The 21,402-nt window shown below is 34.6% G+C and carries 19 protein-coding genes; 9 read left to right on the forward strand and 10 right to left on the reverse strand.

Annotated elements, in window-relative coordinates; genetic code table 11:
- Nucleotides 1-254 precede the first annotated feature (254 nt).
- Entirely contained in the window at nt 255-1,265 is a 1,011-nt protein-coding gene (gene glsA, locus ABEG63_RS20620; RefSeq protein WP_346587273.1) for a glutaminase A, read from the reverse strand.
- A gap of 12 nt (nt 1,266-1,277) precedes the next feature.
- The gene (locus ABEG63_RS20625) at nt 1,278-1,823 is read right to left on the reverse strand and encodes a hypothetical protein (protein WP_346587275.1); all 546 of its coding nucleotides are present in this window, start codon (nt 1,821-1,823) and stop codon (nt 1,278-1,280) included.
- A gap of 199 nt (nt 1,824-2,022) precedes the next feature.
- On the opposite strand from ABEG63_RS20625, the gene ABEG63_RS20630 reads away from it, so the two are divergent.
- Both ABEG63_RS20630 and ABEG63_RS20635 read left to right on the forward strand, forming a co-directional pair.
- Complete coding sequence (locus ABEG63_RS20630) at nt 2,023-3,162, forward strand: VWA domain-containing protein (RefSeq protein ID WP_267405428.1); 1,140 nt, start codon at nt 2,023-2,025, stop codon at nt 3,160-3,162.
- A 101-nt stretch (nt 3,163-3,263) separates the two neighbouring features.
- On the forward strand, nt 3,264-4,718 hold the full coding sequence (locus tag ABEG63_RS20635; protein ID WP_346587277.1) for a sigma 54-interacting transcriptional regulator: 1,455 nt from the start codon (nt 3,264-3,266) through the stop codon (nt 4,716-4,718).
- A gap of 386 nt (nt 4,719-5,104) precedes the next feature.
- Here ABEG63_RS20635 and ABEG63_RS20640 read toward each other — a convergent pair whose 3' ends face one another.
- The 4 genes from ABEG63_RS20640 to ABEG63_RS20655 all read right to left on the reverse strand — a co-directional run bounded on the left by ABEG63_RS20640 (nt 5,105) and on the right by ABEG63_RS20655 (nt 10,341).
- Entirely contained in the window at nt 5,105-6,697 is a 1,593-nt protein-coding gene (locus ABEG63_RS20640; RefSeq protein WP_346587278.1) for an MFS transporter, read from the reverse strand.
- A gap of 145 nt (nt 6,698-6,842) precedes the next feature.
- Nucleotides 6,843-7,958, reverse strand: a complete 1,116-nt coding sequence (locus ABEG63_RS20645) for an HlyD family secretion protein (RefSeq protein ID WP_346587279.1) — start codon at nt 7,956-7,958, stop codon at nt 6,843-6,845.
- 137 nt (nt 7,959-8,095) lie between these two features.
- Nucleotides 8,096-9,406: a TolC family protein gene (locus ABEG63_RS20650; protein WP_346587281.1), complete on the reverse strand. Its 1,311-nt coding sequence runs from the start codon at nt 9,404-9,406 to the stop codon at nt 8,096-8,098.
- A gap of 89 nt (nt 9,407-9,495) precedes the next feature.
- Nucleotides 9,496-10,341 (reverse strand): AraC family transcriptional regulator, encoded by an 846-nt coding sequence (locus ABEG63_RS20655; RefSeq protein ID WP_267405433.1) that lies wholly within the window; start codon nt 10,339-10,341, stop codon nt 9,496-9,498.
- A 70-nt stretch (nt 10,342-10,411) separates the two neighbouring features.
- Here ABEG63_RS20655 and ABEG63_RS20660 point away from each other — a divergent pair, with 70 nt between their 5' ends.
- Entirely contained in the window at nt 10,412-10,885 is a 474-nt protein-coding gene (locus ABEG63_RS20660) for an Mpo1-like protein (RefSeq protein ID WP_267405434.1), read from the forward strand.
- A gap of 86 nt (nt 10,886-10,971) precedes the next feature.
- Here ABEG63_RS20660 and ABEG63_RS20665 read toward each other — a convergent pair whose 3' ends face one another.
- Entirely contained in the window at nt 10,972-12,039 is a 1,068-nt protein-coding gene (locus ABEG63_RS20665; RefSeq protein WP_346587283.1) for a DUF2891 domain-containing protein, read from the reverse strand.
- A gap of 157 nt (nt 12,040-12,196) precedes the next feature.
- On the opposite strand from ABEG63_RS20665, the gene ABEG63_RS20670 reads away from it, so the two are divergent.
- Nucleotides 12,197-13,048, forward strand: a complete 852-nt coding sequence (locus ABEG63_RS20670; protein ID WP_346587285.1) for a DUF4349 domain-containing protein — start codon at nt 12,197-12,199, stop codon at nt 13,046-13,048.
- Nucleotides 13,049-13,106: 58 nt separating this feature from the next.
- Nucleotides 13,107-13,484: a GxxExxY protein gene (locus tag ABEG63_RS20675; RefSeq protein WP_346587287.1), complete on the forward strand. Its 378-nt coding sequence runs from the start codon at nt 13,107-13,109 to the stop codon at nt 13,482-13,484.
- 124 nt (nt 13,485-13,608) lie between these two features.
- Here ABEG63_RS20675 and ABEG63_RS20680 read toward each other — a convergent pair whose 3' ends face one another.
- The 3 genes from ABEG63_RS20680 to dnaA all read right to left on the reverse strand — a co-directional run bounded on the left by ABEG63_RS20680 (nt 13,609) and on the right by dnaA (nt 16,376).
- Complete coding sequence (locus ABEG63_RS20680) at nt 13,609-14,307, reverse strand: SAM-dependent methyltransferase (RefSeq protein ID WP_346587289.1); 699 nt, start codon at nt 14,305-14,307, stop codon at nt 13,609-13,611.
- Between the two features lie 44 nt (nt 14,308-14,351).
- Nucleotides 14,352-14,810, reverse strand: a complete 459-nt coding sequence (locus tag ABEG63_RS20685; protein ID WP_346587291.1) for a low molecular weight protein-tyrosine-phosphatase — start codon at nt 14,808-14,810, stop codon at nt 14,352-14,354.
- Between the two features lie 111 nt (nt 14,811-14,921).
- The gene (gene dnaA, locus ABEG63_RS20690) at nt 14,922-16,376 is read right to left on the reverse strand and encodes a chromosomal replication initiator protein DnaA (RefSeq protein WP_267405439.1); all 1,455 of its coding nucleotides are present in this window, start codon (nt 16,374-16,376) and stop codon (nt 14,922-14,924) included.
- A 136-nt stretch (nt 16,377-16,512) separates the two neighbouring features.
- Here dnaA and ABEG63_RS20695 point away from each other — a divergent pair, with 136 nt between their 5' ends.
- From ABEG63_RS20695 to ABEG63_RS20710, 4 genes are all read left to right on the forward strand, one after another.
- A complete protein-coding gene (locus ABEG63_RS20695) occupies nt 16,513-16,923 on the forward strand; it encodes a thioesterase family protein (RefSeq protein ID WP_346587293.1) in 411 nt (136 codons plus the stop codon).
- Nucleotides 16,924-17,030: 107 nt separating this feature from the next.
- Nucleotides 17,031-17,879 carry a prephenate dehydratase gene (gene pheA / locus ABEG63_RS20700; RefSeq protein WP_346587295.1) on the forward strand — a complete coding sequence of 283 codons (849 nt, stop codon included), beginning with the start codon at nt 17,031-17,033 and terminating at the stop codon, nt 17,877-17,879.
- Between the two features lie 367 nt (nt 17,880-18,246).
- Nucleotides 18,247-18,987, forward strand: a complete 741-nt coding sequence (locus tag ABEG63_RS20705) for a hypothetical protein (protein WP_346587297.1) — start codon at nt 18,247-18,249, stop codon at nt 18,985-18,987.
- A gap of 113 nt (nt 18,988-19,100) precedes the next feature.
- Nucleotides 19,101-21,338 carry a DUF2339 domain-containing protein gene (locus ABEG63_RS20710; protein WP_346587299.1) on the forward strand — a complete coding sequence of 746 codons (2,238 nt, stop codon included), beginning with the start codon at nt 19,101-19,103 and terminating at the stop codon, nt 21,336-21,338.
- The last annotated feature ends 64 nt before the right edge of the window (nt 21,339-21,402 follow it).

Consider the following 21,402-nt stretch of genomic DNA (forward strand, 5'->3'; position numbering starts at 1 on the left):
GCCGTTTGTAATAAGCTTTTGAGAATCTGTTTTGGGGTTGTAAAGAACAAAACGAATTATCAACCAAATTATCAAAAAGATTTTAAAATTTTAACCTGAATAATTTGCTTTTTAACATAGAACATCGCGGCTAGGAATTCAGTCTTTAATTCAAAAACTAAAATATATACTTAATTTGTCATCCTTTAAAACTCTAAGTAACAATCAATATAAAAGATTTTTGATCCTAAATCTCCAACAAACTTCTAAAAAAATTAGAACACACTCAAATCATATTGTTTCACCAAATCAAGAATCATATGATAACCCGCTAAAGAATTTCCATGCCCGTCCAATGCCGGACTAAAAACCCCGATTCCGATTTTCCCGGGAACACTTACAGTAATTCCGCCTCCGACTCCGGATTTACTCGGTAAACCAACCGTTCGAGAATATTCACCGCTGAATTCATACATTCCTGCCGTCAGCATCTGAGATTCCACCAATCTGGCGATGTCTTTATTTTTGTATTTAGAATCTCCATCAAAACGAACACACTCATTGGCAAAGAAATATCCGATTTTTGCCAAATCTTCTGTAGTAAGTTCAATAGAACATTGCTTGAAATAATTATCTAACTGATCTTCATTTCCAGAAATCAATCCATTATTTTTCATCAGATAAAACATTCCGCGGTTACGGTGTCCGGTTGATTTTTCAGATTCATACACAGATTTACTGTACTCAATTGTAGGATTTTTGGTAATATATCTTACCATATCTAAAATTTTCAGGAAAGGTTTTTCACCATCACCTGAAATCAGAGAAGTTGTGAGAATCGCCCCCGCATTCATCATCGGATTAAGAGGTTTTCCTGTAGTTTCAAGGTTCGAAAAATGATTAAAAGGTTTATCAGATCCGAAATAGCCCATTTTATCAAAAACATTGGCTTCTCCCCTTTCCATCACCGCTACCATCAACGAAATGATTTTCGAAATACTCTGCATCGTAAATTTCTGCTTCACATCTCCGACATTCAATACTTTACCATCCTTTCCTACGACCGAAAAGGCAATCGATTTGGCATCCATTTTTCCCAATTCAGGAATATAATCAGCCACTTTACCTTGCGTGTAATACGTTCTGTTTTTTTCGAGAATTGTACTTAATGTTTTCTCAGAAATCGTGGAAATATCGGCTGCTTTTTGAGCATAAACTACCGTGTTAAAAGACAGAACCGCTGCAAATAAAAATCCTTTTGCAGATAAAAAGCTATATTTTTTCATATCGAATACGCACTATTTTACTTTTTCCAAAAGATAAAGTTTTGCCCCTGAAAAAGCCAATTTGGGCATTACATTTCCTTCCAGAACCATTGTTTTATTATTGACATCAATCACCGAAATATAATTATTGGAATTGTATTCAATATAATTTTCCTTTTCTTTTGTTATAGGATTTTTACCGAATTCCAAAGAATATTTCACCCAGCCTTCTTTTTCAGAACTGCAATGTACAGGTTGGAATTTTGATCTTTTAGCCTTAAAAATAATCTGCTCAAAGCTATCTCCACATTCTGAAGTAAAAGAACTTTCAGGATTTTGATCTTTCGTAAAATCTTCAAAAGAACCGCGATATACACCAACAATCTTCCAGGTTCCATCTAGACGGTCTTCATCTATTTTTCCATTCGCCTTTCGAACCGCCCAACTGATGCCGTTTACTGTACCTTTCACCGCTTTATAGCTTACGTTCACTGCGCCTTTTACCACTTTTGCAGCGGTAGAAACTACGCATGAATTTAATATCAAAGCAACTGAAGCCAACAAGATTACTTTTTTCATCATCTAATTTTTTATTTTCACAAAGATAATATTCCGAGGGTACCCGATGAAGAAATTAAGCATTAAATTTTTCTTCCAAATAATATTACCATCATCACGATTAACATTTTCTATTTTTTAATCGGCTTTATTCTTGCAATTATTTCCTAACTTGTCTAATTTAAAAATCGAAGAAAAGAAAATAGAACATCATTATTTTATGACAAATAAAGAATTTAATTTTCATAAAGGCTTCACTTTCAGCAAACATATTCCGGAGGAAATTTCGCATTTTGACAGAGTTTTTGATGTTTTCAAAGACCTTTTGACACACACTTCCGGGGATATTGAAGAAGCCTTCGAGTGGCTGGATATGCTGGACAAGGAATATGATATTTTTAATGATGAATATTCTTTGGAAGACTTTGAAGAAGACCTTAAAAAAAGAGGTTATATAAAAGAAGAAGATCCTGAAGACGGAAATTCGGGAACGGGAAAAGGTAAAAATATCCTGACTCCAAAACTGGAAGCTGCCTTGCGTGAATTTGCCTTAGATCAAATTTTTGGTAAACTTAAGAAAACAGGAATCGGGAATCACAGAACGACTAAAACAGGTGTTGGCGATGAAAAAGATGGCGAGAACCGTTCGTTCCAATATGGTGACGATCTTTCTTTAGTGAATATGACCGAAAGTCTGAAAAATGCCCAGATCAATAATGGAATTTCAGACCTTCGCATGACGGAAGACGATCTGATTGTGGAGGAAACGAAACATAAAGCGCAGATGAGCACGGTTTTAATGATCGATATCAGCCATTCCATGATTTTATATGGTGAAGATCGAATCACTCCGGCCAAAAAAGTGGCTATGGCTCTGGTGGAATTAATTAAAAGAAAATACCCGAAAGACTCAATCGATATTATTGTTTTTGGAAATGAAGCGTGGCCGATTAAAGTGAAAGATCTTCCTTATTTACAGGTCGGACCTTTCCATACGAATACGGTTGCCGGACTGGAGCTTGCGATGGATATCCTTCGTCGAAAAAGAAATACGAACAAACAGATATTCATGATTACCGACGGAAAACCAAGCTGCCTTCGCCTACCCAACGGTGAATTTTACAAAAACAGTGTCGGTTTGGATGAAATGATTGTTTCTCAATGTCTCAACAAAGCAGCACAAGCCAGAAAACTGAAAATCCCAATTACGACTTTTATGATCGCACAAGATCCTTATTTGCGACAGTTTGTGAAGGAATTTACAGCCCAGAATAAAGGAAAAGCTTTCTTAACAGGACTTTCCGGATTAGGTCAAATGATTTTTGAAGATTACGAGAAAAATAGGATTAAAAGGATTTAGAAGAGCCAAGGAAAAAGTTAAAAGTAAAATGGTAAAAGTAATTTTACGTTAAAAATATTTCAAATCGAATTCAATAAAAAATAATCAGATTATTACAACAAATGAAAAACGATATTACATTTAAGGAATTAAAAAATTCAGGATATACAGATAAAACCATCAATCAGGAAATTCAGGCTAATTTAATTGCAAAAATTAAAGCAAAAGAGCCCGTTTTTGAAGGACTTTGGGGATATGAAGACACGGTGGTTCCTCAATTAAAAAAGGCAATTCTGGCAGGACATCACATCAATCTTTTGGGATTACGCGGACAGGCAAAAACGAGAATTGCAAGAAGCATGGTCAATCTTTTGGATGAATATATGCCGATTGTAAAAGGTTCTGAAATTAATGACAGTCCGTTTCAGCCGATCTCAAAATTTGCGAAAGATCTGCTTGAGAAATTAGGCGATGAAACTCCGATCTCATGGGTTCACCGCTCCGACCGTTTCTTTGAAAAACTGGCAACTCCGGATGTGAATGTTGCGGATTTAATTGGTGACATCGATCCCATTAAAGCAGCTACTTTGAAACTTCCGTATTCTGACGAGCGTGTTTTACATTACGGAATGATTCCGCGTGCTAACCGTTCGATATTTGTACTGAATGAATTACCCGATTTACAGGCGAGAATTCAGGTATCTCTGTTTAATATTTTGCAGGAAGGTGATATTCAGATCCGTGGATTTCAATTGAGAATGCCTTTGGATATTCAGTTTGTATTTACTGCCAATCCGGAAGATTATACCAACAGAGGAAGCATTGTAACCCCGCTGAAAGACAGAATTGGTTCGCAGATCTTTACACATTATCCTACGACGATTGCGTTGGCAAGGCAAATTACCGAGCAGGAAGCAGCGATCTCAAACGAAGACAGAGCACAGATCCAAATTCCGGGACTGGCGAAAGATTTGTTGGAAGAAGTGGCTTTTGAAGCGCGTGACAGTGAATATGTAGATGCGAAAAGTGGCGTGAGCGCAAGATTAACAATCAGCGCCATGGAAAATCTTTTTGCAGCAGCAAAGTTGCGTTTAATAGAAACTGGTGCAGAAAAAACGACGGTTCGTCTGCTTGATTTCATGTCGATAATTCCATCCATTACCGGAAAAATTGAATTGGTGTATGAAGGCGAACAGGAAGGCGCCGATTATGTAGCCAAAATATTGATAGACAAAGCCGTGATGCTGCAGTTTGAAAGTATTTTCCCAAGAATTTCTAAGCTGGAAAAAGATGGTATCAAAACACCATACACTGATTTAATTCAATGGTTTAATAAAAATCAACTGGAATTAAATTATGCCGATACAGACGAAGAATTTTACAAAAAACTAAGTGCGGTAGAACCTCTTAATACAGTTGTGGAAGAAAATGCAGCCGAATTTAGCCAAGAAGATAAAAACTTCTGCAAAGAATTGGTTTTATGGGCGTTAACGATTAGTAAAAAATTAGACAAGTCTGAAAATCAATCTGTTTTTACTTTTGATTCTGCAGATGTGAGACAGCTTTTTAGAAATTAAAAGAACAAATACTTAATTAATAATAACACGGATTTATAGTCCGTGTTTTTTTGCTTTAAACTTTAAAACATTCCCAAATTGGGCGATTATTCTAAACCTCACAGGTTTTCGAAACCTGTGAGGTTTGCCCATTTTTAAACTTAACCTTATTGGCTCAGAAAGCTTTTTCTGAGCCTACAAACTTTTTTAGCCCCGATTGCAACGGCATCCTTTTTTGTTGCGGGCGCAGCGAAGCGGAGCCCGTAACAAAAAAGATATAGTGGAAAGCGGGAAAAAGCTTCAAATAAAATTAATATTGCATTTCGATGTAATTAAACAGCTTCTAAAAAAGCAAAACCCCACTTTACAATGAAAATGGAGTTTTGCAAATGAAAAACAAGGTATCTTTATATCGCAGGCCCTGCTGCGTCTTTTATTTCGTTCACTAATCTTTTTCTTTCGCGAAGTCTTTTTCTCGCTAATGCCGATTTTCCGTTTAATATTTTAACAAATCTTGCATATTCGAAACGTTCTTTTCCGAAATGATGCGTGAAAACATAAATCAACACTCCCAAGCCCATCAAAATAATATATCCGAATATTTTTTTATTAGCTATAATAATGGCATTCAGCTGAATAGTCTTCATATTAGCAGATACACTTTGTGGAGTTATCGTCATTCCATCCATATAAACGGCAAGATCTCCAATCGCAACAACCTGAAAATGATATTGAAACCAAGCGTAAATTGCTGAGAAAACTCCGACTGATAAAAATGTTCTCCAAACTAAGACCAATCCTATGGCAGCAAGCATTTCCTCCAACTCCAGTTTATCAAGCGTATAAAACCAGACTGAAATGAATAAGGCGCCCATTCCGTATCCTTTTAAGAACATCGGTAAATACCAATTGTCATAACTGAATTCGAGCACCATCGAAAAGTACATCACCATCGCATAGCCCACCATTGCTGAAAATCCTGAAAAGATGAACATCTTTAGCGGAATTTCTTTTTTAAACCAAATGATGGCAATAACTCCGGCTAAAACCAGTCCGGGAATCATTAATAAATTTAATCTTGCATTGGTTAATTGGTCATATCCCAAAACTCCGACTGCAAAAGTGTTCTGAATAGAGGTTGTTCCTAAAAACATTCCGAGCATAAAAAGCATAAATAATCCGTGCTGAACATTGTTTTTAGTGAAAATTTTAAATGATATATAAGGTCTTTTCAACGTAAACTGACGAATCGCCAACAAGGCAAAACTCACAAAAGCGGCGATACTTGCATTGATAATATTTCTTGAATTGAGCCAATCCTGCTGTTTTCCAAACGAAAAAACATACGCTGAAAACATAAATGTGGAAACAAAAAGTAAGATACTCAACCAATCAATATAATGCAACGGAACTTTTAATGCAAAATATTTATCGTGCATAAAAACCCAGTGCAGCAAAGCCAAAATGAAACATCCAACCGCCATGATCACATAAAAATGCTGCCAGTTGTATTGAATGGAAACTTCCACCGCATAATAAGCAGAAACCTGATTCATGACTAAAACGAAGGTGTAAAATCCGCCGTAGAACATTCCTCTGTTTCCGATCATGGCCATTAACGGTAAAAATAATTCAATCGTTACCATCATTTTTAAAAACCCGATCAGCAAAGCGGAAAATACGAAGATCATCGGTTCAAAAGTTGTTGAATTCAAATAACTCAACAAACCTAAAAGCACCAGTAAAAGTGTCATTTTATCACGAACTTTGTATCTCATTTTCATTCTCATCACAATCGGCATACACGCGCCCATCCCAATGGTAGTCGCATAATTCGCCCACATGAAGTACTCTGTCATCGCCCCGGTTCCGCTCACTACATAGCTGATGTTTCCCGTATATACGCCCCCCAACGGCATCACCACCGCAAGAAGCAATACAATCAGCAAAAGCTGCACGGGTTTCGGAACCCAGTCGTTGTATAATCCTTTATTGTACATTTTTTGAATAAGAGCCAAGGAAAAAGTGGAAAGAGATAAGTAAAAATTACAGAAGTAAAAAATTTCAATAAATCAATCTAAATCCGTAATCTTCACTTTACTTAAATATTCAACATTTTACTTGGTTCATTTTACTTATTACTTGTTACTTATTAATGTTCACATTCACGTTCATTCCCGCGCTTAGTTTAGCCAGATCTTCTTTTTTATTGGAAGCCGTAAACTCTATTCTCACAGGAATTCTCTGTTGAACTTTGATAAAATTTCCGGTAGAGTTATCCGTCGGAACACTGGAATATCTCGAACCTGTAGCCGCTGAAATAGCAGTTACGATTCCTTCAAATTTTTGTCCGCCCAGCGCATCAACGGTCATCATCATTTTTTCACCAATTTTGATATTCGGCATCTGGCTTTCCAGGAAATTGGCGGTTACCCATTTTTGTCCATTTAACACAATGGTTGCCACTTGTTGTCCGGGTTGAATTAATTGTCCTTCAGAAATCGTTCTTCTTCCCATTACTCCGTCATAAGGCGCGGTGATTACCGTGTAAGACAGGTTAATTTTTGCCATATCCAATGCAGATTTTGTTCTCTTAATTTCCGCATCGTTAATCCCTAATTTACTTCTTACCTCTGTTGTCGACAGATTTGCAGATTGCTTTTGATTCACCAATGTTTCATACGCCGCTTTCTGCGCATCATATTCGGTTTTCACCTGGTCATACTGTTGTCTGGTTACGGCTTCTGAAGCCAACAGATTTTTATATCTGGTTAAATTTTGCTCTGCATTCCAAAGTCTGGCTTTTGCTCCTGCAATATTGGATTCCATTACGCTTACGTTGTTGGAAACGGTATTTACCGATGAACTAGTTGCTGTTTTCTGAGCTAAAGCATTTTGGTAAGCCGCTTCTGCCTGACCTAATTGTGTTAAAATCTCGCGGTCATCAAGAATCACTAATGTATCTCCTTTTTTAACCTGTTGATGTTCAATGAATTTTATTTCTTTGATATATGCTGAAACTCTCGTATTGATCGGGTTGATAAACTCCTCAACCTGAGCCGCTTCGGTATACGTTTTGTCGCCCACGTGAAAATATTCACGTACCAGCCAGAATAATCCGAAACCAATCACCAAAAACACAATAATGTTGGAGATAATGGCTCTGATTTTATTCTTTTTATTTTCTTTCTTTTTCGCCAGAACACTAGATTGTACGGGTGCCGAAGCGGTATTTTGAGTATTTTGTTCCTTGTTTTCCATTGTTTTGATTTTCAGTTTTAAACTTTTTTCCTTGTGTTATTTATTTTAAACGCAAAGGGCGCTAAGATTTTTTTGACTACTAAATGTTATTAAGCTCTCAAAGGCGTTTCACTTAAAAAAGACCTCAGAGAATTTATTTACAGCGTTCCTGTAGATTTCAGAAGATTATAATATTGATACAACACATTGATTTCTGCATTGGCATAATCTAATTCTGACTGTAATTTTTGATTTTGTGCATCAATCATTTCCGCTTGTACTGCCAACTGATTCAAGTACTTAGCTTCTGTAATCTTATAGTTTTCTTCCGCTAAACTTTTAGCATCATTCAGAATATCAGCCTGTTGAATCGACTCCTGATATTTAACATAAGCCGCATTCACCGCCATATCAATATTTTGCTGAGTCAACGTCATTGCATCATTCGCCTGATTTTTCTGAATTTCGCCCAACTTTACTCTTTCTTTCGTTTTATACAGATTATCAATATTATAGCTTAAAGAAACCCCCGTTTGCCAACCTCCCGAATACATATCCAGCACAGGATTTCTCGTCGTGATCGGTCTTTGTAAGGTATATCCTCCGAAACCTGATATCGTAGGCATTTTATCAGTCTTTATAATCTCAATATTTTTGTCTGCCACATCAATATTTGTTTTGGCAGATTTCATTAGAGGATTGCTGTCATGGGCAAGATTTACGTAATAATCCATACCGATTCCGGCATCTTTGCTTTCAACATTTTCAACAGGAATAATCTCAGTATCAGAAGGTAAACCCAAAGCGATGCTTAAATTATAATTAAGGATCTTTTTATTATTCACCAACGTTAAAATTCCCTGATCTAAGTTTTTGATGGCCAGTTCACCACGAATCACCTCGTTTCTCGTCACCATTCCCTGCTGATAAAACTTCTGAATATTTTTCAGACGTTCCTGAGCCAGTTTTTTGTTGTTTTGAAAAACTTTCTGTTGATTGATGATTTTATAAACATCCAAATAATTAGAAATAACCAAAAATTTCACATCCTGCTTATTCTTTTCTAAATCTAATTCTGAAAGTTGCTCACGAAGTCCCGCCAGTTCAATCGATTTATTTACCAATCCTCCTTTGAAGATGAGTTGAGTCGCCTGAACAGCATAAGAACTTCCGTAATGAGGCATCGGAATAGTCGTAGAATTTGAAAAATCCTTATCAATTGCTAATACGTTTCCTAAATAGAATTGACTTGTAGAAGCCGTAATTGTCGGCAATTTTTGAAGTTTAGTAACGTTCGTATTTTGTTTCGCGATGTCGATATTTTGTGCCGAAACTTTCAACTGCTGATGATTTTGTACGGCGAGTTCGGCCACCTCATTCGCTGTCATCTGTTTTATTTCCTGTGAAAAAAACAGCGCAGGAAAGACCGCTATCATTAATGATAGTGCTGTTTTTATATTCTTTACCATTTTACCTTGTTTTACGAGTACAAAGTTAGGGTGATTACAACCTCAAACAAATGTTTGAGAATTGGAAAAAGATGTTCAAATGTAGGATTTTAGTTTTCGAACTGATTTCTGTACTGTGACGGACTTTCACCCAAATGTTTCTTAAAAAAATGTGAAAATGAGTATTGATCGCTAAAACCAAGAATAGACGAAATCTCCGATATAGGTTTGCTGGAAGAGTTTAAAAGCACTTTTGCTTCATTGATTACAATTAAAGCAATAATTTGGCTCGCCGACCTTCCCGTAATCTCTTTAATAACCGATGAAAGATGTCTGGTTGTAATCGACTGCCGTTCGGCGTAGAACTCTACTGTGCGCTCTGTGAGATGATGCTCTGCAAGATCATTCAGAAATACAAAAACAATCTCTTCCTGTCTCGACATTTGGTTCATAGAGCTGCTGTCTTCCTGAGAGATAATCCCCGCCATCTGGTAACAGAAAACAGAAAATAAATGCTCCACGATCTCCTTTTTATAGGCCATTTCCGTTTCAGAATCCAGAATATATTTAAGAAAATTGACGCTTTTCCAGACCACATCCATTTCATCCTTATGAAAAGGAAGCCCAATATTCATCTGTTGCCTGAAATAGCGATACGTAATTAATCGATTGAATTTCAATGATAAAGCTGAAATAAATTCACGTTTATAAGAAACCATTCTCGACTGGAAATCCTCACTTACGGAAACCATTTCATAAATCGTCTGCGGATCGGTTACCATAAACATATTGGCAGAAAGTTCAAGATCACGAAAATGCTGTTTAAGCTTTATAGTGCCGCTTTTAATAAATATAAACGCGGGATTATCAGGTCGAAAAGGCTTATCGACAGCAATTCTTTCGAAAATATTATGTTGAGTAAAAATCTCAACCCCAAATTTTTCTAAGGCAGACATAGCACAAATGTAAGCAATCTCCTGAGCGATTACAAAAATTTATTATTTTAGTATTTTCCAAATTTCTACTATGAGAAAGATTGATTTACTTTTTGCTGAATATGGCGAAAGCCACAGAAACCCGACTAATAAGTTGATCCATTGGATCTGCGTTCCTTTGATTTTCTGGACGATTATAGGATTTATTTCACTCATTCCCTCAAAATCCATTGGTTTTAGATATATTGGTGAAATCAGTTACATAAGCCTTATCGCGATTGCATTAGTTACCCTTTTCTATATGCGCCTTTCTTTTTTGGTAAGTTTAATCATGCTATTTGTAATGATTTTAATGGAAAGTTTCGCTTATGGAATCAATATTCGTTTTGAAGAAAACTCTTGGATCGTTTATCTTTCTGTTTTCGTCATTACGTGGATTCTGCAGTTCGCGGGACATAAAATTGAAGGCAAAAAACCTTCTTTCTTAAAAGATTTACAGTTCCTTCTAGTAGGTCCGATCTGGCTTTTAAGTTTTATTCTTAAAAAGCTGGGAATCAAGTATTAGTTTTTTGGTAAGGAAGTTAGAAGATGGAGGCTGGAAGTTTATGCAGCACAAAAACTTCCAGCGCCCATTTTCCATCATCAAGCTAATTAATCTTCTAAAGCATAAACTGCAAAACTTGCCAGCCAATGATCGCCTCCGTAATTTCCTTGGAATAATAAAGGAAGTCCGTTGTTTAAAAATATGGTTGCTGTTTTTTGGAATTCCTTTTTTAATGGATGATTATCAGGAAGAGATTTTGCAATTCCTTTCATACACCAGGCTTTTGTAAAGGATAAACCAACCAGATGAACGGTTTGATAATCAGACAAATCACTCACAACAGGGATTTTTTCAATATTCTCTAAACTTCGTTTTTCGTAGAAATTATTTAACCAAGAAACAAATTCTTTTTGAGGTAAAACTCTTCGCATTAAATCTGCAATTTCAAGGCTCGGCGAAAAGAAATCAGAACCATCCGGCTCAAGGTAAGCAGGCGTTTTTGCATTATTTAAATAAAAATATTTAGCCTTTTCTATTAACTGATTTTCAAAAGCTTTGTCGCCTGTTGCCCTTGCCCAATCTAATGCAAAAACCATTGCGAAAGCAGTATTCGGGTGAACTCCTGTTCTGTTTGGATAGGTTTGTTTTGGTAAAAAAGCTTTCCAGGAAGCCAAAATTTTATCCGTCAAAGGTTTTAAATTCTGATGCCAAACTTTCGCTTTTGGATTGTCCCAAGTTGCTAATTCTTCATCCAACTTCAGCAGCCAAGCCCAGCCGTAGGTTCTTTCAAAAGTTCCCGTCAGTTGATATTTGGTGAAATAAGCTGCTTCCGTCTGAAGATTTTCTTTTTTAAATGAATTATCAAGAATATTTTCAATGTCTTTTGCAATCGATAAGTTGGGCTTTGTTTTTAATAAACGAACCAACATCCAATGCCCATGCACTGAGCTGTGCCAATCGAAACAGCCATAAAAACTAGGGTGCAGATCTTTTGGGGTTAAAGGAACTTCACCCGCATTATTAATAATATGCGCTGTTTTGTTCGGGTATTCCTGATTGATGCAATGAAGTGGTTTTTCGGATAATTTAATCGCCATTTCGTCTGTCAGCTTCGGAACTTCCTGTGCGAACATCGAAAATGGTAAAAATAGGATGGCTAAAAGACTCTTTTTCATTCAATAAAAATATAAAATAAATTCAATTTTTAGCCGTTTCTGGTCAGGTCAAGAATAAATTTATAAATTCATTCCCCTAAAATTCAATTGTTCTTTAAAATTTCAATCTGTTTCGGTTTTTACCTCTACTTTTGATAAGGTTCAAAAAAAATAACTCATGAAAAAATTATTGTTATCACTCTCATTTTGTGTTCTTCTTATTCATTGTAAAAAGAATGAAACACAGGCTTTAAATGCCAGTTTAGTGGATATTGTTCAGGAAGATAAAGTTGCAAATTATTCACCTGCTGCCATTTCAGAAAAATCAGCCAGTGTAAATAAAAATCCGTATTTGAATACAAATGATACTATTTCTAAAAAAATCATTAAAAACGGTGAAATGACGATTCAGGTTGGCGACACTAAAAAAGCTCAGAATCAGGTGAATGAAATCGTAAAAAAGAGTAATGGCTACATTCAGAAAGAAGAGTTTCGAAATACAGATACCGATGAAAATCTTAACTTAATAATAAGAGTTCCGCATAAAAATTTCGACGCATTAACTAATTCGTTTTCAGACGGAATGGGTTCCGTTTTATCTAAAAACATTTCATCAAACGACGTTACGGAAGAATACACTGACGTTTCCATTAAGCTCGCCAATAAGAAAATCTATCTGGAAAAGTACCGCGATATGCTAAAAAGCGCGGCTACTACGAAAGATATGCTGGAAATTCAAGAAAATATCAGAGAATTAGAAGATGAAATTGATGTCTCGGAAGGCAGGCTTCGATTTATTGATGATCGCGTGAATTATAGCACATTAAACCTTACTTTATATAAGGAAAAAGTAAGAAGTTCAATGACTTCAAAGATTGGTTTTGGAAGCCGCTTCGGAGATTCATTAACAGAAGGCTGGAACAGTTTTATTGCTTTCTTTCTTGGTTTGACTTCACTTTGGCCGTTCTTTCTGCTGATTCCTGTTGTGATTTTTCTTTGGAGAAAATGGAGAAATAGGAAGAAAAAGTAATATTTAAATTCAAGTAATTAAATTCAATTTTTTTATTTTAATTTACATAAAAAAACAAATGACTGAAAATGAAATTTCCTACATCGTTAGAAAATGTACCTTTAATGTATACAATAATCTTGATCCTGGTTTATTAGAAATCATTTACCAAAGGATTTTAATCTATGAACTTGAAGAAAACGGACTTGATGTAAAATCTGAATTACCAATTCCTGTTATTTACGATAATAAAAAGTTTGATTTAAATTTTAGAATTGACATCTTAGTTGAAGATAAGGTAATTCTTGAATTAAAATCTGTGAAAAATCTTGAAGACATTCACTTTAAACAATTACATACTTATCTGAAACTTTCTAATAAAAAACTAGGTTTGCTTATTAATTTTAATACCACTAATATTTTGGATAATATTAAGAGGGTTGTCAATAATTTGTAGTTTTTTCTCTCGCAGATTTAGCAGATTACGCAGATTGTAATTTATACAGCTTATAAAAAAAGATTTGCGTAATCTGCTAAATCTGCGAGAAATTATAAAAATATTTTATAGCTCCTCACAATGACTATTTCCCCAACACAAAAACAGCAGGAATTTTATGAAGTTCCGGTTTTTGTTTTTGCCAGTCTTTTATCGTTTTTGTTTTGATAAATTCCTGTTCAGGATCGTTGATATTGGCAGCAATACAAAGCTTTGTATTAGGCGATAAAAATTTAACTAAGTCTTCAAATAGCGCATTATTTCTATAAGGCGTTTCCATAAAAATCTGCGAATATCCCGTTCTCTGAACTAAGCTTTCCAGGTGAACGATTTGTTTTTTCTTTTCGCCTTTATCAATTGGCAGATAACCATTAAATGTGAACTCCTGACCATTAAAACCACTTGAAATTAACGCTAAAATGATCGAAGATGGCCCTGAAATAGGAACAACTTTGATATTTTTTTCATGACACCATTTCACCATCAAATTTCCGGGATCGGCAATACACGGAAGTCCAGCTTCGGAAAGTAATCCGAAATCCTGACCTTTCAGCATCAGTTCCTGGGCTTCTTTAATGTCAGCATTTTCAGTATATTTATCCAATAAAAAAAGCTTCAGATCAGCTTGTTTTTTCTCAGGCGCGAAGAATTTCACCACTTTTCTGGCTGTTTTTTCGTTTTCAACAAAGAAATAATCTGTTTGCATGATATACTCCTTTATTACAGGCGAAAAATGTGTGATAGAAGTATTTTCGGAAAGATAAGCAGGCAGTAAAAAAAGCATTATTTTAGTTATAAATTAGAAGTTGCAAGTTATGAATTATAAAATTACTGATGAATCGTTTGTAGCTGATTAAATATAGCATCGCAGCCTTTATCAATAAGCTGGAAAACGTCTTCAAATTCCTTCATATCTCCCCAATAAGGATCTGGAACCTCTGCATTTTCATCATCATTCAAAGCTTCAAGAAACAGAGAAACCTTCTGGCGTTGCTCTTCGTTTTTAGCTTTTGAGATAACATCAGCCATTACATCAATATCCATACAATAAATCTTATCAAATTTATCAAAGTCAGCATTGGTAATGGGTCTTGATCTCTGTTGTGAAATATCAATCTGATGATTTGCCGCCGTTTTTATCGATCTTTTATCAGGATGTTTTCCTTCGTGCATGGAAATTGTTCCGGCAGAATCTATCATAAAATGAGAAGGTACCTTTGTTTTCATAATCCCTTCTGCTAAAGGGCTTCTGCAAATATTACCAAGACAAACCATTAATATTTTCATACTGTTTTATTTAAAAATTAAAAGATTTAATGATTAAAAAATTATTGTATTAAACAAAAAATGAAGAATAAATTTTATTCTCCATTTCTATATTTTTAATTGAATTATTTCTTATTGCTTGATTTTCTCAGTCAAGTCTTTTACATACTTTTTGATCTCTTTATCAATTTTAGAAACATCTTTAATCGTATCACAAGCATACATTACCGTAGAGTGGTCTTTTCCTCCCATTTCTTCACCAATTTTGCTGAATGTAGAGTTTGTATATTCTTTTGAAAAATACATCGCCAACTGTCTTGGAAGTGCAATTTCTCTCTTTCTTGTTTTAGATAAAAGCTGTTCTTTTTTGATTCCGAAATAATCGCAGACAACCTCCTGAATATAAGGAATATTGATAACCTTTTTCTGATTGGCAGCGATTTTATTAATGGTATCTTTTAATAATTCAAGACTAAGATCTTTCTTATAAATGGTAGAATAAGCAATAACCGAGTTGATAACTCCAATAAGCTCTCTTACATTTGTTTTTGTTTCTGTTGCTAAGAAATCAAGCACATCATCCGGAAGAACAATTCCGTCGCGGCTTAATCTGTCAACAATAATCTGTCTACGCGTTGGCAAATCCGGAGATTTAATTTCTGCCGAAAGTCCCCATTTGAAACGGGAAACAATCCTGTCCTGAATATCCATAATATCAGCCGGAGCTTTATCCGATGTCAAGATGATCTGTTTTCCGTTTTGATGTAAATAATCAAAAATGTGGAAGAAACTATCCTGAGTTGCAGATTTTCCTGACAGGAACTGAATATCATCGATAATCAAAACATCTACCATCTGATAGAAATTCGCAAATTCTGTCTGCTTATGAGCTTTAGCAGCTGAAATAAACTGCTGGATGAATTTTTCAGAAGACAGATACAAAACTACTTTATCCGGAAACTGGCTTTTAACTTCTAAACCAACGGCCTGTCCTAAGTGCGTTTTCCCAACTCCGTAACCACCATATAAAAATAATGGGTTGAAAGCCGTTGCACCAGGTCTTTTAGCGATAGATCTAGCTACGGTAGCCGCAAATTTGTTGCTTTCTCCTTCTATATAATTATCAAAAGAAAAGTCTGGCTTTAAGTTAGAATCAATATTTACTTTTCTGATTCCAGGAACCACGAACGGGTTTACTATATTTGACGAAAACCCTTGAGGCATCGTTTCCTGCATTTTTGGAGGAGGAACTGTTTTTCCCTTCATATTCATGGTAACAGGCTTTTCTAAACCGCTAGGTTTATTTTCCATTACAGAATACCATAATTTCACTCCTTTTCCAATATTTTTCTTCAGGGCAGCAGAAAGTAAGGACAAGTAATTATCCTCAATATATTCCTTGTAAAAATCGCTCGGAACCATCAACGTAAGATTGTTCTGAACCAAAGAAATTGGCTGAACTTTATCAAACAGAAGATCGAAAGATTTTTCAAGCTTTTTTAAATCAGAATTATCTTCAGCCGCGTTTAAGTTATCACGCATAAACTGCAGACATTTCTGCCAAATCAACATTAAATTTTCATCCATAATTTACGCCCCGATTAACTCTAGATTATTACATTTTTAGAAGGAGGACAAAGGTCGAATTTTTTCTTTTCAAAAAAAAATATTGCAGGTATTGATTATTTAAAAATATATTTGTATGTCTAAAATACACCTTAAAATGATACACACAACACACTCAATAAGAGTACGTTACGGAGAAACAGACCCCATGAAATATGTTTACTACGGAAATTACGCCGAGTATTTTGAAGTTGCCAGAGTTGAGCTTTTCCGAAGCATAGGAATGTCATATAATGAGATTGAAAATCAAGGAATTTGGTTGCCTGTTTCGGAGTATAAAATTAAGTATTTGCGACCAGCTTTGTACGATCAAAAATTAGAAATTCATACATATGTAAAAAAAACTCCGGGAGTAAAGATTGAATTTGAGTATGAAATTTTCAATGAAGATATGATAAAAATCACAGAAGCCTCCACTACGCTCTTCTTTTTGGATGCAAAAACAAACAAAGTCATTAAGTGTCCGGATTTTTTAATGGAGCTTATAGAGAAAAGTTGGAATGAGTAAGTTCAAGGTTTAATGTTTAATCAAAGTAACGTTGAATTAACGATATTAAACCTCGAAGCGTAATTACTTTTTCACTACATTTAAAATTCAAAATAAATAGAGATATAATGAAGATTGCATTTTTAGGTCCGCAGGCGAGTTTCACTCAGTTGGCGGCCACACAGCTTTTTCCGAACGAAGAATTAATTCCTCAAACCAATATATTAGATTGCTTTACGGCTGTAGAAAACGGAGAATTAGACAAGGCTGTGGTTCCGTTGGAGAACTCGATTGAAGGAACAGTTTCGATGACGCTGGATTATTTATATAAAACGTCCGACATCAAAATTGAAGCAGAAGCCGTAATGCCGATTGCCCATCATTTGATGATTCATCCTAATAATGAAGCCGAAGAATTAGAAAAAATCTACTCTCATCCGCAAGCGTTGGCTCAGAGTTTTCATTTTTTAGATACAAACTTTAAAAATGTTCAAAAGCAGGAGTTCTCTTCCACTGCGGCAGCGGCAAAGTATGTTTCGGAACATCCTGAACTCAAAAGAGCGGCAGTTGCCAATCAGTTTGCGGCCAATTTATATGGTTTAAAAATCATCCACCGAAATATTCAGGATTTTGAGCAGAATCATACCCGATTTATCGTCATTTCTAAAGTGCAAAATGTTTACGATAATGAAAAACTAAATACTTTAGGTGAAAAATCAAGTTTATTGATTACTCTTCCTGAAGATCATGCTGGAGGTTTGCATCAGGTTTTGTCGGTTTTTGCATGGCGCAAAATGAATTTAAGCAAAATTGAATCCCGAACATTGAAAACAGGTTTAGGGAATTATTTTTTCTTCATCAACGTTGTCGGAAATTGGGATAAAGTATTGCACGAAAATGCTTTGGAAGAATTAAAATCTATTGGAGCCGAAGTCGATTTCTTAGGTAATTACAAAGAATATCTTTTGGAAAGCTGATTTTTCAAATATTAAATAAAGCAACAAAAAATTATTGTTTAGATTAAGTAAAATTTAGATTAAATAAAAAAAATAAGCTTTTTTGTCAGTTTACACAAAATAATACTGTCACATTATGTGGCAGTATTATTTTTTTATAAAAATTATTCATTTAATAGGGATTTATTAGTATTTTTGATGTCGTTTAAAACAAGATTTTTTATTTTTATAATTTCGAAACATATTGCATTTATAAGACTTTTTTAAACACATAACCTAGAATCAATTAAAATTATGATACCATATCTTGTTAATAATTAAAATTTTAACAATCCAAAGGCATAATTTTTGTTGATGATTATTTGAAAACTAATTAAAAAATTTACTCATGAAAGCAACGATCTTTACCCTCATCTTTGCAGCTGCCGCAAGCAGTATTCACGCTCAAGTTGGAATCAATACACCAAATCCGACAGCAACTCTCGACATCAATGGTACTATGAAAATCAGGCAAACACCTTCGGCGCCCGCTTTACCTGGTTATCAAATTTTAGCATTAAATCAAAATTCAGGTGGCGATTTCCAAGTGGCACAAGTAAATCCTCAGCTTGTTGTAGATGCTGCTGTAACTGCAGTAAATACCACTGGGATAACAAATACTTCGGTATATGCTGCAAGAAAGACAACTGGAATAAGTTTACTGAGTCTGGGATTATTTCCGACAGGTTTCAGAGCGGTGAACTTCTTAACTAATGAAAGAACAGTGGGCTCTGCAGCTTTATTTTCTGATACAGACAATACCTACACGATCCCTTCGACCGGAACGTATGCTATTGGTTTCAGTTTCAGATATGGAACAGGTTTACAGGCTGAAATTCTTGCTAATACCCCAGGAATTGGAATCGTAAGAACAAGAGCAGGTGTAGCAACGCTTATTGACAACCGAGCATTTAGTGGTGCTAACCTTCTGGTTTTAAGTTTAACGATTTCGGAATCAAGCCTTAATTCTCTATACTCTTTGCAGGCAGGTGACAAGATTTCATTTGGCCTTACAGGTTCTACGGCACTGTCAGCAGGTTTGATAGGTTCCAGCCTTTCCTCATTTTACATATACAAAGTATCAAACTAAGATTAATATTATTTAATCTGTATTACCAATCACTCTGTCACATTTTCGGTGGCAGAGTTTTTTTATCCTTATTCATTTCATTTATATTATATTTGATTTACAAAAAGCAAATAATGAACAGCATTTTTATCATCATATTAATAATAGCCATTGTTCTCGTTTACGCAAGTCTCGTTAATAGAATTAATGATCTGGAAAGAAAAGTTGCCGATCTGATGCGGGAAAAAAGCTCTAAAGTTTATTCAAAAGAAATTACACCCCAAGCTGAAACTGCTGCTCAGCCAGAATTAAGCAAAGAAGTGGCTTTTGAAAATGAACTTCAAAATGTAACTTCAAAACCTCTTCAGGAAGAAGTGATTCAGGTTCCTCAAAAAGATTGGATGAAGCCTGTTTTTGATTTCCTTAAACAAAACGCCTTAACTATCATTGGTATTTTCACCCTTGTTTTAGGAATCGGTTATTTTGTAAAATATGCTATTGATAAAAACTGGATTGGTGAAACACCCCGCGTGGGCATCGGGATTGCAACGGGAGCTATCATCATGACGGTCGGTCATTTTTTGAGGAAAAATTACAATGTTTTCGCCTCTATTATTACCGGCGGCGGAATTGCAGTTCTCTATTTTACCATTACCATTGCCTTTCGCGAATATCATTTGTTTACCCAAAATACAGCATTTGTCGTTACTTGCCTTATTACACTACTTTCCATTGGGCTCTCCTATTTTTATAAAAGTGAAATTTTAATTATTTTTTCGCTTTTCGGAGGTTTCTTAGCACCATTAATGATCAGTACAGGGCAAAGCAACTACCCTTTTCTTTTTACTTATTTAATGGTTTTAAATGTAGGAATGCTAATTATCGTTTTTCTGAAACATTGGAAAAGTGTGGGCTGGATTGCCTTTGTTTTCACCAATATATACCTTTTCTATTGGACGATTGAAAAAACGGAAATTCTAAGTGTTTATTTTTATGTCACCAGCTATATTCTTTTTTATGCATTTGCATTACAGGATTATTTCAAGAAAAATACTCTTACGATTGCTGATATTCTGATGTTGGTTTTAATTAATTTTTGCAGCATTATAGGTTTGGTTTATATATTTAATGAATTGAAATACGAACCTGTAATTATTTTCCCGATTATTTTTGCTTTGGTAAATTCTATTTTATTATTTAAAGAATACAGCAAAAAAAGTTTTGGAATTAATTATTCGGTATTTTCAGCAATTACAGTAAGTCTAATTACAATTGCGATTGCGTTACAGTTTAAAACCCATTTAATTACAAGCGTATGGGCTATTGAAGCTACTCTTCTATTATTTATCTGGAAAAGAACCAACCATAACATTTTTAAAATATGTTTTTATATTCTGTTTCCGCTGGTTATTATTGCACAGATTATTACTTGGGGCGAATATTTTTCATCAGATAAATTGAATATTGTTTTCAATCCTGTATTTCTCACAAGTTCTGTAACGGTTATTACCACTCTTTCAAATTTATTTTTATTAAGAAAATTAACCGAAAGCGAAGAAAAAGAAAATAATTTTTTCGAAAATTTGTTCATTCTTGCAAGCTATGGAATCATTTATTTTGCTTTATTGTTTGAATTAATCTATCACATTTCTCACAAACCGTGGAGCATTATCTTCGGAACCGGAATTTTATACAGCATCTATTTCATTTTCGTATTATTATTACTCCGAAAAGTGTTTGATATTAGTAAAGAATTCAAAATTGGCTTGTCTTATCTTTTTTTGTTTTTGGTTATCATTAATTCATCCGTTTCAGGTTTAAGTATAATTGAATCCATCATTTCTAAAAAAATCGACAGCAGTTTTTATGCCCTTCATTTATTATATCTGATTCCTTTTGTTTTTATCAGTTGGAAAATTTTACATAAAATCAATTTTTTCAGTGTAAATATTTCATACTGGATTTTCTCATTAGCGTTGGTTTCCGTTGTCAGTTTTGAATTGTACCATATCTACAACGTAACAAATTCAAACACTTTGGCAGAATCTTACGAGCTTGAAAAACATTTCAGTATTCTTTATTTACCTATTATTTGGGCTATTCTGTCAAGCTTATTCATTTATATAGGATTGAAAAATTCAGTCTCAGAACTTACAAAAGTTGGCTTTGCTTTGATAGGAATTGTTGTGTTAAAATTATACGCTTACGATGTTTGGCAAATGGATAATGTTTCGAGAATCATTGCATTTATTATCTTGGGAATCATTTTATTATTAAGTTCATTCACTTTTCAAAGACTTAAAAATATCATTAAAAACTTGGTAGATCATAAAGAAGAAAATATTGAAAATGAGACAACAGAATCTCAATAAAATCATCAATTTGTGATTAATTTCCAAATTAAACCGAAATTTCGTTCAGATTTTGTAAAAAATA

It is taken from the genome of Chryseobacterium sp. C39-AII1, from assembly GCF_039672645.1.
GTDB lineage: Bacteria > Bacteroidota > Bacteroidia > Flavobacteriales > Weeksellaceae > Chryseobacterium.